Source organism: Pseudomonas sp. GG8 (assembly GCF_052976945.1).
The window spans coordinates 4,313,260-4,330,098 of the sequence record NZ_JBRIIP010000001.1; the positions used below are offsets into that span (position 1 = coordinate 4,313,260).

At 55.1% G+C, this 16,839-nt stretch carries 14 protein-coding genes; 10 read left to right on the forward strand and 4 right to left on the reverse strand.

Features of this window, described 5'->3' with window-relative positions; translation table 11 throughout:
• Positions 1 to 27: 27 nt before the first annotated feature.
• The 6 genes from ACVBEG_RS20725 to ACVBEG_RS20750 all read left to right on the forward strand — a co-directional run bounded on the left by ACVBEG_RS20725 (position 28) and on the right by ACVBEG_RS20750 (position 5,833).
• Positions 28 to 816, forward strand: a complete 789-nt coding sequence (locus tag ACVBEG_RS20725) for a HalD/BesD family halogenase (protein ID WP_322278251.1) — start codon at positions 28 to 30, stop codon at positions 814 to 816.
• 197 nt (positions 817 to 1,013) lie between these two features.
• Positions 1,014 to 1,772: a transporter substrate-binding domain-containing protein gene (locus tag ACVBEG_RS20730; protein WP_407074634.1), complete on the forward strand. Its 759-nt coding sequence runs from the start codon at positions 1,014 to 1,016 to the stop codon at positions 1,770 to 1,772.
• A gap of 159 nt (positions 1,773 to 1,931) precedes the next feature.
• On the forward strand, positions 1,932 to 2,654 hold the full coding sequence (locus ACVBEG_RS20735; protein WP_322278247.1) for an ABC transporter permease: 723 nt from the start codon (positions 1,932 to 1,934) through the stop codon (positions 2,652 to 2,654).
• Between the two features lie 16 nt (positions 2,655 to 2,670).
• Positions 2,671 to 3,429 carry an ABC transporter permease gene (locus ACVBEG_RS20740; RefSeq protein ID WP_322278245.1) on the forward strand — a complete coding sequence of 253 codons (759 nt, stop codon included), beginning with the start codon at positions 2,671 to 2,673 and terminating at the stop codon, positions 3,427 to 3,429.
• Positions 3,426 to 4,217 carry an ABC transporter ATP-binding protein gene (locus tag ACVBEG_RS20745; RefSeq protein ID WP_322278242.1) on the forward strand — a complete coding sequence of 264 codons (792 nt, stop codon included), beginning with the start codon at positions 3,426 to 3,428 and terminating at the stop codon, positions 4,215 to 4,217. The genes ACVBEG_RS20740 and ACVBEG_RS20745 overlap by 4 nt, the downstream gene beginning before the upstream one ends.
• Positions 4,218 to 4,246: 29 nt before the next feature.
• Positions 4,247 to 5,833 carry an HAL/PAL/TAL family ammonia-lyase gene (locus ACVBEG_RS20750; protein ID WP_323566294.1) on the forward strand — a complete coding sequence of 529 codons (1,587 nt, stop codon included), beginning with the start codon at positions 4,247 to 4,249 and terminating at the stop codon, positions 5,831 to 5,833.
• Positions 5,834 to 6,359: 526 nt separating this feature from the next.
• Here ACVBEG_RS20750 and ACVBEG_RS20755 read toward each other — a convergent pair.
• The gene (locus tag ACVBEG_RS20755; RefSeq protein ID WP_323569224.1) at positions 6,360 to 7,772 is read right to left on the reverse strand and encodes an MFS transporter; all 1,413 of its coding nucleotides are present in this window, start codon (positions 7,770 to 7,772) and stop codon (positions 6,360 to 6,362) included.
• A 98-nt stretch (positions 7,773 to 7,870) separates the two neighbouring features.
• Between ACVBEG_RS20755 and ACVBEG_RS20760 the strand changes: the two genes are divergently transcribed.
• The 3 genes from ACVBEG_RS20760 to ACVBEG_RS20770 all read left to right on the forward strand — a co-directional run bounded on the left by ACVBEG_RS20760 (position 7,871) and on the right by ACVBEG_RS20770 (position 9,210).
• Positions 7,871 to 8,515 (forward strand): helix-turn-helix transcriptional regulator, encoded by a 645-nt coding sequence (locus tag ACVBEG_RS20760; protein WP_322278236.1) that lies wholly within the window; start codon positions 7,871 to 7,873, stop codon positions 8,513 to 8,515.
• Positions 8,516 to 8,586: 71 nt separating this feature from the next.
• Complete coding sequence (locus ACVBEG_RS20765; protein WP_323568108.1) at positions 8,587 to 8,820, forward strand: DUF2845 domain-containing protein; 234 nt, start codon at positions 8,587 to 8,589, stop codon at positions 8,818 to 8,820.
• A 117-nt stretch (positions 8,821 to 8,937) separates the two neighbouring features.
• The gene (locus ACVBEG_RS20770; protein ID WP_322278231.1) at positions 8,938 to 9,210 is read left to right on the forward strand and encodes a hypothetical protein; all 273 of its coding nucleotides are present in this window, start codon (positions 8,938 to 8,940) and stop codon (positions 9,208 to 9,210) included.
• Positions 9,211 to 9,309: 99 nt separating this feature from the next.
• Here the strand turns inward: ACVBEG_RS20770 and ACVBEG_RS20775 are convergent, their stop codons facing one another.
• Positions 9,310 to 10,995: a methyl-accepting chemotaxis protein gene (locus ACVBEG_RS20775; RefSeq protein WP_322278496.1), complete on the reverse strand. Its 1,686-nt coding sequence runs from the start codon at positions 10,993 to 10,995 to the stop codon at positions 9,310 to 9,312.
• A gap of 134 nt (positions 10,996 to 11,129) precedes the next feature.
• Between ACVBEG_RS20775 and ACVBEG_RS20780 the strand changes: the two genes are divergently transcribed.
• Complete coding sequence (locus ACVBEG_RS20780; RefSeq protein ID WP_447107587.1) at positions 11,130 to 12,122, forward strand: IS5 family transposase; 993 nt, start codon at positions 11,130 to 11,132, stop codon at positions 12,120 to 12,122.
• Positions 12,123 to 12,255: 133 nt separating this feature from the next.
• Here ACVBEG_RS20780 and ACVBEG_RS20785 read toward each other — a convergent pair whose 3' ends face one another.
• Complete coding sequence (locus ACVBEG_RS20785) at positions 12,256 to 13,323, reverse strand: HD-GYP domain-containing protein (RefSeq protein WP_447108269.1); 1,068 nt, start codon at positions 13,321 to 13,323, stop codon at positions 12,256 to 12,258.
• Positions 13,320 to 16,724: a PAS domain S-box protein gene (locus ACVBEG_RS20790; protein ID WP_322278226.1), complete on the reverse strand. Its 3,405-nt coding sequence runs from the start codon at positions 16,722 to 16,724 to the stop codon at positions 13,320 to 13,322. Before ACVBEG_RS20790 ends, ACVBEG_RS20785 begins: the two co-directional genes overlap by 4 nt.
• Between the last annotated feature and the right edge of the window lie 115 nt (positions 16,725 to 16,839).

The window sequence follows — 16,839 nt, forward strand, 5'->3', positions numbered from 1 at the left end:
CGTACTTCACTCACGGGGGAGGTACTGATGAAAGACATTCTAGATCTCGAGCGCTATCCACTGGACCAAGAAGGCAGCCCACAATGGCAGGCCGCAGTCGACCGTGCCGCTGTCGAGATGCAAACCACGGGCATGTTCAATCTGAACCAGTTGATGAAACCGCAAGCCTTGAAAAAGGCCACAGCGGAAATCAAACCAGTCATGGACAGCCAGTCGCATGCTCACAAGCGCCGACACAACATTTATTTCCAGCCCGACTTCAAGGGACTCGACCCCAAGCACCCAGCGCTGCGCGAGGTCGAATCAACCAACCACACGCTGTGCGCCGATCAAATCGTGCAGAGTACAGTGCTGGCCATCTATGAATATCCACCTCTGCTGCGCTTTATCGCCGCAGTCATGGGCAAGCCAACCCTGCATGTAATGGAGGACCCTCTGGCACGCGCCAATGTCATGAGCTATCGCGAAGGTGAAGCGTTGAACTGGCACTTCGATCGGTGTGAATTCACCACCACATTACTGCTGCAGGAGCCACTCGACGGCGGCAAGTTCCAATACCGGAGCAATCTGCGTACGGCAGAGAACCCCAACTACGAAGGCATTGCGGCCGTGCTCGACGGACGTGACCCCGACGTTAAAACCCTTACACTTGAGGCCGGAACCTTAAACGTATTTCGTGGTGTGAACTCGTTGCACCGCGTGACACCCGTACAAGGGTCGAAGGAACGCATGATCGCCATCTTCTCCTATTACGAGAACACAGGCGTAATGTTCAGCGATGAGGAAAGCATCGGGTTTTACGGGCGCGCGTCTTGATTAGTTTCCCCTGGTAAGCAACAACGGCTTCGCGGTCCACACCGCAAGCCATTACCTATGCCATCTATCGCTCACTGCAATGCGGAGCATTTATGAAAACAACAAAAATAAAAAACTCAGCAAAACTGGCGAAGTACGCCCTGATCGGCGCTGCTTGGCTCTGCGCATCAGCATCCGAGGCTAAAGAGTGGACCTCTGTGACCATCGCCACCGAAGCCGCTTACCAACCTTGGAACATGACGCTTCCAGGTGGCGCCATCGGCGGCTTCGAACCTGAGTTGATGGCAGATCTATGTGCACGCATCAAGCTTCAATGCACCCTGCTCGCCCAGGATTGGGATGGGATGATCCCTAGTCTGCAAGCCGGCAAGTTCGACCTCATCATGGATGCCATTGTGATCACCCCCGAGCGCGAGAAAGTCATTACCTTCTCTCGGCCCTACGCCGCAACCCAGGGTGTACTGGCTGCAAGCGACCCGAAACTGATCGCCCAAGCAGGTGTAGCCGGGGAGATAGTCAAGTTAACCGGGGATGCCAAGGTGGACAAACCCTATATCGACAAGATGCGGATCTTACTCAAGGGTAAAACTATCGGCATTGCCTCCGGCACGGCGTATACCCAATTTGTCGAAACCAACTTCAAGGACATCGCGACCATTCGTGAGTACAAAAAGTCCGATGAGCATGTGCTGGATCTGCAGGCCGGGCGCATCGATTTCTCCTTCGATGACGTGACCTTTTTCAGCTCCGTACTCGACCAGCCCGAGAACAAATCGCTATCCATGGTCGGGCCCAGGATCGGCGGCACTATCTGGGGTCCGGGCGAGGCACTTGGCTTTCGTCAAGACACACCTGAGTTGAAAGCGAAATTCAACGAGGCGTTGAGTGCTGCGTTGGCGGACGGCACGGTGAAGAAACTCTCCGAAAAATGGTTCAAGGCTGACATCACGCCATAAAAGACTGACATCGGGCCGGTAATGGTAATAGAGAATTGCTCCCGCGCTTGCGGATACGCGGTAATTCAATGCCGGCCCAATAACTCCTTGACCCGTCGTTGCGAGCCTAGCCCATTGGCTAAGGGTCAACGATGAGCGTTTCGATAAAAGGATACAGTTATGGATACCTTGCAGATGCTCAGTTTCGGTGACACCGGCTGGGGCTTCACGTTGTTGAAAGCCGCAGGCATGACGCTGTCACTGACACTGGTGTCGTTGCTGGTCGGTGCCGTATTCGGCAGCCTGGTGGCAGCGGCCAAACTGTCACATCGACGTAGCCTGCGATTGTTAGGTGACTCGTACTCGGTGCTGTTCAGAGGCGTTCCCGAGCTACTGGTGATTTACTTGTTCTACTTTGGCGGTGCCACGGTAGTGTCTGCCGTCGGTCACTGGTTCGGCGCCACAGGTTATATCGACATGCCGCCTTTTGCGGTCGGCGCGCTCGCGGTCGGCCTGCTTTCGGGCTCTTATCAGGCCGAAGTCTATCGTGGCGCATTCCTCGCAGTCCCCCGCGGTGAACTGGAAGCGGCACTGGCCATTGGCATGGGCCGCGCAATGCGTTTCAGGCGCGTGTTGATCCCGCAAATATTGCGTTATGCGCTCCCTGGCTTGGGCAACGTCTGGCAGATGACCCTGAAAGACTCCGCACTGATATCCGTCATCGGCTTGATCGAACTGATGCGCGCCAGCCTGATGGCCGCCGGCTCTACTCGCCAATATTTCACCTTTTATATCATCGGAGGCATCGGCTATCTGCTGCTGACCGGGTTGTCGGGGCGAATATTCAATATCGCCGAGGCTCGCGTGCGTCGTACGCAGCGCCACAGTCCTATCCAACACTGAGACAGGTGAGCCTCGAATGATCGACTTCGCATTTTTGCTCGATACGCTACTCAAGTTGCTGGCGGCGCTGCCCACCACGCTGACTTTATTCTTCAGCTCGCTGTCACTGGGGCTATTGTTGTCATTCGCCATTGTCAGCATGCGCGTTTGCCGTTGGCCACTACTGAGCTATCCGGCACGCTGCTACATCATGATTTTTCGCGGCACGCCGCTGATCATTCAGATGTACCTGATCTATTACGGGCTGGGTCAATTCCCAGCGGTCCGCGATAGCGTCGCCTGGGTTGTTCTGCGTTCGTCCTACGGCTGCGCAGTCGTCTCGCTGGCGCTGTGCACAGCAGGCTATACCGCCGAAATCATCCGTGGCGGACTGCTCAGTATTCCCTATGGTCAGATCGAGGCCGGGCAAGCCATCGGCATGTCGCGCTGGGAGTTATTGCGCCGGGTCATCGCCCCGATCACCTTGCGCCAGGTGCTGCCGGCCTACTCCACGGAAGCCATCCTGATGCTCAAGGCCACAGCACTTGCCAGCCTGATAACCGTCTGGGATGTCACCGGTATCGCTCAACAGATCATCCAGCGGACCTACCGCACGATGGAAGTGTTCGCCTGTGCCGCACTGATCTACCTGGTGCTCAACTACATCATCGTGCGCGCCATCGGTTGGTTCGAGCATCGCTTGACTCCGCACTTGCGTGAGCGGCCAGCGTACGTGCCGACGAAAGCCAACCTCGACGCCAGCAGCAATCCGAAATCCCTGCGGAGCTCACTATGAATAGTCAGTCAACGGCCGCCCTGTCGGTTACCAATATCCAGAAATCTTATGGGCAAGCGCATGTGCTCAAGGGAATATCCCTGAAAGCCCATAAGGGCGACGTCGTGTCGATTCTCGGTGCAAGCGGCTCCGGAAAAAGTACATTTTTGCGCTGCATCAATCTGCTCGAAACACCCGATGAGGGCAGTATCAGCCTCAATGGCGAAACCATCGAAATGAAGCGCCTGCGTGACGGACGCCAAGTACCGAGTAATACACGCCAGGTTGAGCAGATACGCAGTCGTCTCGGCATGGTGTTTCAAAGCTTCAACTTGTGGTCGCACAGGACCGTAATAGAGAACGTTATAGAGGGGCCAATGCGGGTTCTCAAACGCTCTTATGCCGAATGCATTGAAGAGGCAGAACACTTATTGCAGAAGGTAGGACTGTACGATCGACGTGATTACTACCCTGCCCATCTATCCGGCGGCCAGCAACAACGGGTTGCGATTGCCCGGGCCTTGGCGATGAATCCACAGGTCATGCTATTTGATGAACCCACTTCAGCACTGGACCCCGAGTTGGTCGGTGAGGTACTCAAAGTCATGCGCTCGCTTGCGGAAGAAGGCCGCACCATGTTGGTAGTCACCCACGAGATGGGTTTTGCCCGGCACGTATCCAATCGAGTGGTCTTCATGCAGGGCGGCCGTATCGATGCTCAAGGCACTCCAGCGGAGCTGTTCGAAGGCTTGCCCACCGAGCGTTTTCGTCAATTCGTGGCCAGCCATCAGTTGAGGAGCGCAGAATGACTAGAACCGCCCCTGCAGGTGACATCGATATGAGTCCAGTATCAGAGGACGCCTTATCACCTCTGCACCTGACCGCCGACCTCACAACTGAAAACCTCCATAGCGTTACTCTTGCCGACACCCCGTTGACGTGGAGAGAGATCGTCAAGGTCGCACGACAGGGTGCCAAATTGCACCTCTGCGACTCGACCTGGGCAAGAATCGACAACGCTCGCGCCATCGTCGACCACATTGTGGCACAGGGTGAGCGGGCTTACGGTATCAGCACCGGTTTGGGCGCTCTAAGCGACGTTATGCTGCAAGGTCCGCAACTGGCGCAGCTGTCTCGAAACACCCTGCTGAGCCACGCGTGTGGTGTCGGCGCACCACTAACGGTCGAGCAAACCCGGGCCATCATGTGCGCAGCTGTTAACAACTATGCGCATGGTCACTCAGGTATCAGCCGCAGCGTGGTAGAAGCGCTGATTGCGCTACTCAATCTGGACATCACGCCAAGCGTGCCGTCACAAGGCTCTGTTGGCTATTTGACGCACATGGCGCACATTGGTGTCGCCTTACTGGGCTTCGGCGAAGTGATGTGGCAAGGTCGGCCAATGCTGGCGATGCAAGCGTTGCGCGAAGTGGGCATGGCGCCGCTGGAGCTGCGCGCCAAAGACGGCCTCAGCTTGGTCAACGGCACTCCCTGCATGACCGGCCTGGCCTGTTTGGGACTAGCCGATGCCTTCAATCTGGCCGAATGGGCAGACATCATCGGCGTAATGAGCTTCGAGGCACTGAGAGGTCAGATTGATGCCTTCGATGAAGTGGTCCTGGCGCTCAAACCCCACCCCGGTATCCAGCGAGTCGGTGCCAACCTGCGCGCGTTACTGGCGGGAAGCGAAGTCATTGCCAGCAGCCGAGGTATTCGAACGCAGGATGCCATGAGTATTCGCTCGATTCCTCAGATTCATGGCGCATGCCGCGATCAATTGATTCACGCCGAGCGGCAGATCAATGCTGAACTGGCTTCGGCCACCGACAATCCTCTGGTAATGGGTACACCTGAAAATTATCGCGTTCTGTCTCAATCCAACCCCCATGGCGAGTCCCTGGCAATGGCTGCCGATCTACTATGCATCGCGGTCGCTGAACTCGCGGGAGTTGCCGAACGCCGCCTGGATCGTTTGATCAACCCCTTGGTCAGCGGATTGCCAGCGTTCCTGGTCAGTCAACCCGGAGTTAACTCGGGAATGATGATCGCGCAGTACGTGGCAGCCTCCTTGGTCGGAGAAAATCGCCATCTGGCACAGCCAGCAGTGGTCGATAACTTTGTGACCTCTGCCCTGCAGGAAGACCACCTCAGTCTTGGTACCGGAGCAGCCCTTAAACTGCTCAAAGTCATCGACAATACGACCCAGGTTCTCGCTATCGAATACCTTCTGGCAGCCCAGGCATTCGAATTTCTCAAGGAACAGCGCTTCGGGGTCGGAACCGGTTCTGCCTGGCGCCTCCTGCGCGAGCAGGTTCCACCTTATGATGAAGATCGCTGGCTCGCGCCTGATATCGAAAGCGCCGCTCGCCTGGTTCGAAAAGAACCTCAGCTAGATAGTTTGCGCAGTGGCTCACTGTCCCGATGATGTGCTGAGTCACCGAGAGCCCCAGCGTAAACGACTTATACCCTAGCGATACATAGTTTTTAGTGAGCAACCAGAAAACCTAGGCAGCACAAGGTTTTATGCATCAAGTCCTTGCGATGTATAAATACATCCTAATGGCATCGTAGCTTCTAAGCGCCGGCAGTAATGTCGACGCTTTTTTATGACGCGATTCGTACCCGTTTGGGGCGCTGGCCCAGACTCCCATACTTTCCTGTGAAGCAGCCATCGAGGGGACTTTAGCGCTCCACGCGTTTGTCTAAGACGCTACTCCACTTCTGATTCATCGCCGCAAAAACCGAGTTGAAATGATCGTCAGGGAATTTGGCAATCTTGCCGAACTGATCGGTTGCATCCATAAGTACCTGCAACCCAATGGCGATGACTGCCTGTAGAAACTCTGGGAGGGTCGGCGTTTTGCAAGCTTCCAAGTGATGGCGTGATGCAGCAGGTCCTTTTTCTACAACGGCTCGCAACGGAGCTCGAACATTCCATGCCTGTCGACGCGCTAACCTATCCGGCGAGCCAGCAGCATGGCCAACACCGGTGCCAAAGCGAAACTGGCAAACAACCACACGGCAGCCGACTGCGTGCCCGCGATGCCGTCCTGCCCGCCGAGCCCTGCCGCATTCGCAACCAATCCTGCGACAGCCGCGCCCATGGCCATGCCGTACAGTTGAACCGTGGTGATTGCGGCAGACGCCATGCCGCCTTCACCGGGTGGCGCCAGGGTCAAAACGCGGGTCAGCAGATGAGGCCAGCAAATGCCGACCCCCGCACCCAAACCGGCCAGCGCCAGACCGCAGAAAAGTGTGCGTATACCTGCAGGCAGGTCGTCGACTGCCGGCATCAGTATTGCCAGCACCAGTAAGCTGGCGGCACAAAGCATTGGACCGGCGCGCAATAGACGCGCTGCAGTAACACCGCCGTGGCCTGACGAAAACAGCGACGCCATGCTCCAGCCAGCCGCCATCGCCGCAGTCAGATAGCCTGCCGCCAGCGGTGTCAGACCCTGCAGTTTCTGCAGGAAATAGGGCACGAAGATTTCCGTCGTGGTACCGATCAACAGCAGGGCCACGCTCGCATAGACAGCGCCCAGCGGCGTGCCGATAGCGGTCGCGCCGACAGGCAGCAAGCGCACCGTGGCACGCCGATCACACACGACGGCACTCATACCCAAGGCCAGACCAGCGACGACACCAAGGCACTGCCAAATCAGGGCTGCCGACAAGCTGCCCGCAGCGATGGCCAGCACGGAGGTTGCCAGCAGCCCGATCTGCATGAAAGGAATACGAGGCGTGCTATCCACGGAGGATTCCCGCTCATCCATCGGGCGCAATTGCCCGATCACCAGCATTCCTTGCAACAGCGCCACCGGCAACAGCGTCCAGAACGCCCAGCGCCAATGTCCCGACTCGGCGAACAGCCCGCCCAATGCCGGTCCGCATAGCGTGGCCACCCCCCACATACCAGAGACCAGTGCCACAGCCCGTGGCCATAGCCGCGGCTCGAACACGACCCGAATCAACGCATAACTGAGCGCCGCCAGGGTGCCGCCACCAAGACCCTGCACGCTGCGACCTGCCAGCATCCAGGGCATTGAAGTGGCGAGTGCGCAACCGGCCGACCCCACGGCGAACACCGCCAGCGCCGCAACACAGGCTCCCCGTTGACCCAGCACCGCCAGCAGCCAGACAGACAGCGCCGCACCGACAATGGAGGCCACCACGAAGAGCGTGGTGTTCCAGGCGTACCAGTCGAGTCCTCCAATGTCCTGCACCACTGATGGCAACACCGTAGTGACAATGTGTACGTTGATCGCATGCAGCGCCACGCCCCCCATCAGTGCCAGCGCCAGCACACCATTTCTGCCTCGCAGCAAGTCACCCCAAGCGGTGACAGTCAGTGAATCTGTGTGCATTCTCATTCCCTCGACAAGTGGACAACCAACGCCTAATATCCAAGCATTGGCTTGGATATTAGGTGGCTACATTGAATTACACAAGTGAAAGCTTTGATATGTCGGATTCACTGCCAACGTCGGATCGCATCCTGTTCTTCATCAAAACCAAGGGCTCCGTTTCAAACGCAGCCATTGCCAAAGCCCTGGACATGACTGCCGAGGCGGCGCGTCAGCAGGTGCAAAAGCTGGTAGCAGCGGGCTTGATCGAAGGTCGACTGGAAGCAGCATCCGGCGTCGGTCGCCCCCACCAGAACTGGGTGCTCACCGAGGCCGGTAACGGCCGCTTCCCTGATACGCATGCCCAATTGACCGTGCAGTTGATTGGTTCGGTGCGCCAGATTTTTGGGGACGAAGGTCTGGATCGCTTGATTGCGCAACGCGAAGTGGAAGCGCGAGCGAGCTATCAACAGGTCTGTACTGGCGACTCCTTGCAGGAGCGACTGGAGCAGTTAGCGATGATTCGCACACAGGAAGGGTATATGGCGCGCGTCGAGCGCGACGGCAAGGATTGGTTGCTGATTGAAGACCACTGCCCGATTTGTGCAGCCGCCCGCACATGCCAAGGCTTCTGCCGTTCCGAGTTGCAGCTGTTTCAGGAAATCGCCGGACAGGGCGCGACGGTTATCCGGGAAGAGCATCTACTCAGCGCCGCACGACGCTGCGTCTACCGCATTGCCTGCATTCGAATGACCACGACGTGACGCTTTCTATGATCAATCGATACTTAATCATAAGTCTGCTGCTAACGCTGAGCGCAAGCGCACAAGGGTCGATGCGTTGTGGTAGCGGCATCGTTTCCGGAGGAGAGACCACCTCAGAGGTCATCGAAAAGTGCGGCAAACCGTCGGAGTCCAGCGTGATCAACCCCGTCATCGGCGAGAACGGATATCCAAAGCAAGGATCTGTGACCGTTGAACATTGGGTCTATGGACCTGCCAACGGTGGTTACCGATACCTTAAATTCATAGATGGCAAACTGGTAGGGATTGAGTTCAAGCGGAAATAATTGCGTATCGCTATAATCGATGCGCTTCGGTCCAATGGATCAGAGCCTGTATCCAATCCCGGCGACCCACGCAGATTACGCCGCGTCCGCCGAGCCCCCATGCTCAAGGAGATGTCCATGAAGCGCGTAGTAATGACTGGATTGTTCCTTACCACTGCACTATTGGTGGCCCCGGTGTTTGCCGGGAACGAAAGCAGCCTGTGCCAGATAAACCTGCAAAAAGTCAGAGACGCTCTGGTGAGCAATCCCCAATTGAACGAGCAACTGAAGGGCGATGTCGAGACCACCATCCATAGAGCCGAAGCAGCCCTCGCCAGGAACAACGATGAAGGCGCGCGAGAATGCATTTCTCTAACGACCCAGGCACTGCAAAAAGCCCAGAGCCATTAAGGCGACAGGTAAGTCGCGGCGAGCCTCATCAACTCCGCTCCAGGCGGCAGGTGATGGGGCTCGACACGGCAACTGGCCGCTTGTTGTTGCTCCCCTTGCTTAAACTTTGAACTGCCCCACCAACCCTTGCAGTTGAGCACCCAGACTACTCAGCTCGCGGGCTGTCTGCGCGCCTTCTACAGCGTCGATTGCGACACTGTCCACGGCGACAGCTATCTGGTGAACGCTACGATTGATCTCCTCAGCGACTGCGGTCTGCTCTTCCGCAGCACTGGCAATTTGGGCATTCATCGAGTTAATCGTTGTGATCAACTGAGCCATGGCGTCCAGCGACGTACCGGCAAGATTGGAGTGCTCCTGAGTGTCCTCTCCCATCTGACTGGCATGCTGCATGGCCGCAACAGCTTTGCTGGTGGCCGTTTGCAAACGATCAATCATTACCTGGATTTCACCCGTGCTGTGCTGGGTCCTGCTTGCCAAGGCGCGTACTTCATCAGCAACCACCGCGAAGCCACGTCCCGCTTCACCCGCTCGCGCCGCTTCGATCGCCGCGTTGAGCGCCAACAAATTGGTCTGCTCGGCAATCGAACGGATCACGTCCAGAACGCTCACGATGCTCTGCACATCCTGACGTAATGTTTCCATGGTATCGCTGGAGCCTCGAACCTCGGTCACCAACTGATGGATTTGGGCGATACTTTTATCCACGACTTGCTTGGCCGTCTGCCCTTCCTTGTCAGTCTCGCTCGCTGCGTCGGCAGCTTGCTGAGCGCTGTGAGCAACTTCATGGGCGGCAGCGGACATTTCATTGATGGCTGTGGCGACCTGGTCAGTTTCATGGCGCTGAGCACTGATCGCCTGCTCGGAACGATGCGCCTGATTGGTCACGGCCGTGACGAGCGTGGAGAGTTTGCCGGTAGTGCCCGCGACCTGTTGTACCAACACATGAATCTTTGCAACGAACAGGTTAAAGGAGTTGGCCAGTTCCCCCAGCTCATCCTGGCTTGTCACCAGCAAGCGCTGAGTCAAATCGCCCTCGCCAGAAGCCATATCGTCCAGATTGCGTTTAATCCGTAACAGTGGCTTGAGCAAGGTGCTGCTCATCATGACGGCCAGCACCGCCATGAAGACAAGTAGACCCACCGCAGAGCCGATCATCACCATCAAGAGGTTGTGAACGCTGGTATCAAATTTACTGCGCGCGGCTTTTACTTGCACCTCTACATCATCAAGATTGACGGACGTGCCGATGACCATGTCCCACTTGGGGAGGGACAGGGAGTACCCCACTTTCGGCACTAACACATTGCTATCACCCAAGAGAAAACTGTAGCTGACATAGTGACTATTGTCTCGCCCTGCACTCACCAACTCGCGAATTGCATACACGCCATTGGGATCTTTGAACTCATAGAAACTTTGACCAATTTTATCATTGGTGTTGCCTTGAAAAATACGTACAGCATGACTGTCATATCCCCAGAAATAACCACTTTTACCGTAGTTTAAACGCTTCAGTAGGGTGACTGCCTCGTCACGCGCCGTTATGTCGTTATTATCCGACCGGTCATAAATAGGTGCGATGGCATTCATCGCCAACTCTACATATTGCTTTATTTCGACGCGATGATCTTCAATCAGACGCTCGCGGGTCTGGGTTTCTTGTTGATCCGCCAGCGTCTGCAACGCCTGGACGACGATCGCGCAAACGATAAAAGCCAGCGCACAAATGGGCACCAGCGTTAGCAGCAACAGCTTACTTCTCAACCGCAAATTAGTGAGCATGGAAGACCCCTTCTAGTTATTAATAATGGCGCACGTAATCGAATCTGTTAACGCAAATACCTAGGGAAACTCTGAAAAAGGTTTCCAAATCTGGTGAAATACCCTCCATCACATGAGCTGAACGGTTGAGCCCCATGAAGCAGATTTCTTTCGCTGATGCTGAGTACGCAGGTAAACGTAAGCGGACCCGCCGTGAGATTTTCCTGAGCGAGATGGACAAGGTCGTGCCCTGGAAGGGGTTTATTGCGTTGATCGAACCGCATTATCCAAAGGGTGTTGGGGGACGTCCGGCGTATCCGTTGATGGCGATGTTGCGTGTGCACCTGATGCAGAACTGGTTCGGCTACAGCGATCCGGCCATGGAAGAATCGCTGTATGAGACAACGATTCTGCGCCAGTTTGCGGGTTTGAATCTGGAGCGCATTCCCGACGAAACCACGATCCTCAACTTCCGTCGCCTGCTGGAGAAAAACCATCTTGCCAGGGGCATCATGGAGGTCGTTAATGGCTATCTGGGCGACCGAGGCTTGATGCTTCGTCAAGGCACTATCGTTGACGCCACGATCATTCATGCGCCGACCTCGACCAAGAATAAAGAGGGTAAACGCGATCCCGAGATGCATCAGACCAAGAAAGGAAATCAATATTATTTCGGGATGAAAGCGCATATCGGGGTGGACGCTGATACGGGCCTGACCCATAGCGTGGTGGGCACGGCAGCCAACGTCGCGGACGTTACCCAAGTCGATCAGTTGTTGCACGGCGAAGAGAGCCATGTCTGCGGCGACGCGGGCTACACCGGGGTGGAAAAGCGGCCGGAACATGAGGGGCGCGAGATGATCTGGTCGATCTCCGCCAGGCCCAGCAGCCGTCGCAAACATGGTGAAAAAAGCGTCATTGGCCGTGCGTTGCGCAAGATCGAATATGCTAAATCGCAAACTCGGGCCAAGGTTGAGCACCCGTTTCGGGTCATCAAACGCCAATTTGGTTACACCAAAGTGCGGTTTCGCGGACTGGTAAAAAACACCGCGCAGTTGGTAACACTGTTTGCGTTGTCGAACCTGTGGATGGCGCGCCGACATTTGCTGGAGCCTGTAGGACAGGTGCGTCCGCAGTATGGAAATTAAGGGTTAATAAGCGCCTAAAACCGGCTTATTCATCGAAAAAAGTCGATATTTCAGAAATTTCAGCGAGGTATTCTCTTTTTGAGCGTCTGACGCCCGATTTTCTGTAAAAAGAAGGCCTTACTTCAGACCTTCCCTAGGGCTCCTGTGGCTCCATATGACTGTTATTAATCGCCAGAATAGCGGGCCAGTTTTTATAAAAGTGCTCGGCCACTGTCGGATCAAAGTGCTTGCCGGCATTGTCTCCGATGTACGCGGCCGCGTCCTCCACCGGCCAGGCTTTCTTATAGGGACGTGCTGAAGCCAAGGCATCGAAGACATCGGCCACCGCAACGATACGCCCTGCTTCAGGAATGGCTTCACCCGACAGCCCGTTGGGGTAGCCACTACCGTCCCATTTTTCGTGATGGCTTAACGCGATAACACGTGCCAGGCACAGTAACTCTGAATCTCCATGTTCCAGAATTTCCGCACCAATCGCCGCGTGGGTTTTCATCACCTCCCATTCTTCGGGTTCAAACTTGCCGGCCTTGAGCAGAATCGAATCCGGAATACCAATCTTGCCGACATCGTGCATCGGGCTGGCGTGCAGCAATAGCTCACACTCGCTGTCAGACCATCCCATGCTCTTGGCCAGCAGTGCCGAATACAGACTCATTCGGACAATGTGCAGTCCCGTTTCGTTGTCGCGGTATTCCGCGGCACGACCAAGACAATGCACAACCTGTATCCGTGCCTGGTACAGAGCATCCGTACGGTGCTGCACCATGCGTTCCAACGTTGCTTTCTGCCCGTGCACTAATCGATGAGCCAAATGAGCATCCAGCAAATTACGCACACGCATCAGTAGCTCGACACGCATAAAGGGCTTGATGACAAAATCCCGCGCCCCCGCCGCAAGCGCTTTCAGCAGATAGTCCTGGCCGCACTGAGCGGTCAACATGATGATGGGCGGCAACAAGGGATCATCAAGCGCTTTAAGCTGCTCCATCACCTGATAACCGTCCAGGTGGGGCATATTGATGTCGAGCAAAATCAGATCGGGCTGTAACGCCTTATAGCGGTCAAGAACCAGGCGCGAATCCTGTATCAAGACTGGGTTGGAATACCCCTCACTGACTAGCATTTTGTGCAGCAGTTTGAGGTTGGTCGTCTCATCGTCAATGACAAAAATGCAGGAATGGTTCGTGGGCTGTACGCTCATGTCTGAGCCTCCTTACTGTCAGCCAAACAGCCTTCTACCGTGCTCATGAGCAGGCCGAAGTCGATGGGTTTGGTGAGACATTTGGCGAAGCCGGCGGAAAGGGCTTTTTCGATGTCATGGGGCATGGCATTAGCCGTCAACGCGATAATGGGCGTTTTCTCAAAGCGCCCTTCCAGTACGTTGAATACTTTATAGCCGTCCATGTTCTGCATGTTCAGGTCTAAAAGTATCGCATCAGGCCGATAGGCTAACGCCAACTCAAGACCTGACTGTGGTGTGGCTGCGGTCACCAAGTGTATATGACTGTGCCTTGCAAACGCGCCCGCCATCAACTTTATATTGACTGGGTTATCATCAAGGTACAGCACACACTCTTGGCGCGAGGGCTCATTGCCAACGGGCATTGTATTGCCGACGTTGTTATTCGAATCGGGCCTCTCTTCTGTGGATTGAGTAGGCAGCTCAACCCAGAAGGTCGTACCAACCCCCTCCTCGCTGACAACACCGACCGTCCCACGCATCAACGCTATCAAACGACGAGAAATAGTGAGCCCGATACCGGTACCTTCAATATCACTGTGTTCTGCGCCCAGTCGATTGAAGGGTTGAAAAAGTTCGTGGATACGGTCAGATGGAATGCCAATTCCCGTGTCCGTCAGCGTGACTCTAAGTGTGTCATCGTCAACAGACTGTACACCGACGCTAATATCACCGCCCTCACGGTTATACTTAACGGCGTTTGAAAGCAGGTTCAAAAGGACCTGTTTCAACCGCACTCGATCCGCACACACGACGCTCCCCGCGGGTACATTGAAATGCAAGGTAATGTGCTTTGCTTCCGCCAGAATTTGGATAAAACTCCAACACTCCTTGAACAGGCTGCCCAGCTCTATTGTCTCGAGTGAGAGGCTGACATGCCCCGATTCAATGCTGGCTAAATCAAGCACTTCATTGATGAGTTCCAGTAGGTGTTTACCGCCTTTTAGAATCTCCTGGACACTGTCTTTCTGATCAGCGTTCAGGTCACTGTCGCATTCGAGCATTTGCGCAAAACCGAGGACGGCGTTCATTGGCGTGCGCAGCTCGTGGCTCATGCTCGAGAGAAAATCAGATTTAGCCTGGTTCGCTTGATCCGCCGCTTTCCTGGCGTCGGCGAGTTCACTGCGACGGGCCAGTTCTTCACTAAAGTCGGTGAAGATGTTAAATAAATTCTGCAGTTCCCCTCGCTCGCCTCTGACGAAACCAATGCTGCTGGCGGAGATATAGACACTGCCATCCTTGCGGCGAATGGGAATATACCCCACCCAGTCTTTACCCTCAGCCGCTGAACTTAACAGCTCAGTGATGTAGGTCCCTGCAGTCTTCTCGGGCAGAAAAAAAGTAAACGGTTGCCCGATACACTCTTTGTCTGAATAGCCTAATTCTTGAGCATGCCGCTTATTCTGGTAAATAATCAGCCCTTGACCGTCGGTGATACTGACGCATTGACCACTGGCGTCAAACACATTGCGAAACAGGGCCAAGCGTTGCTCGGCAATTTTGCGCGCCGTAATGTCCTGCACTTGATAGACGAAATGGACGTACTGCCCGTCGTCGTTATGCACTACCGAAATATTGAGCAACACCCAAACAACCCGGCCACCCTTGGCGTAGTAACGCTTTTCGTGCTGCCAGTTTGACATTTCGCTACTGAGAAACTGGCTTAAAAAAGCTTGATCGACCGCGATATCATCCGGGTGGGTCAAGGTTTTGAAATCGGTGGCGAGTAGTTCATCCTCGCTAAAACCGAGCATTGAGCACAAGGCGCTGTTGACCAACAACCAAGCGCCTGACAATGAGATCAAGGCCATGCCGATACCAGAAGCTTCGAACGCCCCGCGAAAGCGAACTTCACTTTCTGCTAACGCAATTTCGGCCATCTTGCGCACGTGAACATCTTGCACAACACCCAGCATGTGAAGAGCGCCATCGGTCTCGTCACTGACAACAGCCCCTTTTTCTTGCAGCCAATGCACCGTGTTGTCTGGCCACACGACTCGAAACTCAACTTCATAGGATGAGCGGTTTTCAATGCTGGCGTTAATGATGCGGGTCAGGTTTTGACGATCATCAATATGCACCGCGATGAGAAAGTCACCGTAGTCCCTCTTTAGTATCCCTGCCGGATAGCCAAAAAGTTGTAAGGTTCGGTCCGAACAGGAGACATCACCGTTCGCCAGGTTCATGTCCCAGGTACCGATATGGGTGACTTCCTGACTTAAGCGAAGCCTTTCGTGGCTTAAGCGCAGCGCGTTTTCACTGCATTTCAATGCGGTAATGTCCGTGCGAACGGACATGTATTGAACGGGTTTTCCGGCAGCATCTAAAAAAGGGATGATCGTTGCCTCAACCCAATAGGCATCACCATTTTTGGCTCTATTGCACAGTTCGCCGCGCCATGTTTTACCGGCACTGATGGTTCCCCACAACGCTTGATAATAGGTTGAGTCGTGAACAGTTGACTTAATCAGCCGGTGATTTTTTCCCAGCAACTCCTTCCGGCTGTAACCACTGATCTGACAGAAGCGATCATTCACATGCACAATATTGCCAGCGCCATCCGCGACGCTAATGATGGCATGTTGATCGATCGCGGAACGCAACGCTTTAAGACGGACACGCGCTCGAAGTGCATCCTCGCGTACGCGAACAAAAGCACTTTTTACAGAACGATAACCCAACGCTTGCGAGGTGAGGGTCGCCACCAATAACGCTAAGCCGACAGGCTCGGTCAGAAAACAAACGCCGCTCGACACCTTGGCCTGCGGCATCGCCTCAACGTCAGCGCTTCTCGTTAAAAAGATGATGGGCAATAAAGCGTTGTCAGGTCGTTGCCGTGCAATGACCAAGAGTTCCCCGGCTGATAGGGAGGGCAAATGAGCGCTCGCCACCAAAACGTCCGGTTTGAAATGATTAACGGCGTCTAACGCCGCCAGCGGGTCGGAGGTGGAGAAAACATTAACACCGACATCTCTTAAGGCTTCTGACTTGGAGGTCAAGCTTGACTGATCGCAGTCAAGCAAAATGACGCGCAATGGCTGTGCGTTGCATCGAGCCTGAGCGGCTTCGATGAGAGAAACGACACCATCGACATCCAGCGGGCACTGGAAAAAAAGACTGACCCCGAGTCGCAGCCACTCAATTTGATCCGGGACGCTATCCGCTGCGTCGGATAACACAATCCACTCGGCTGCATCGCGTGCGCGTTCACTTAACTCCCCTCGCTCGGTTAATGAGCGTGTACTGAGCCACGACTGCTCTGTCAGCAGCACCTCTTGGCGGCCCGATGGAGCGGGGAGTAATTTGAGACTGCGACACTCACTAACCTCGAATCCTTTTAAATCGAGGCGCGTTACAAGCAACGACATCTCCGTAGAGAATTCACCGAGCGTTATTATTATCAATGACTGGGTACCAACATCAATTCGTCGAACCACACCAGGAGGGGCTAGACGGATTAGCCAATACATTCCCCCT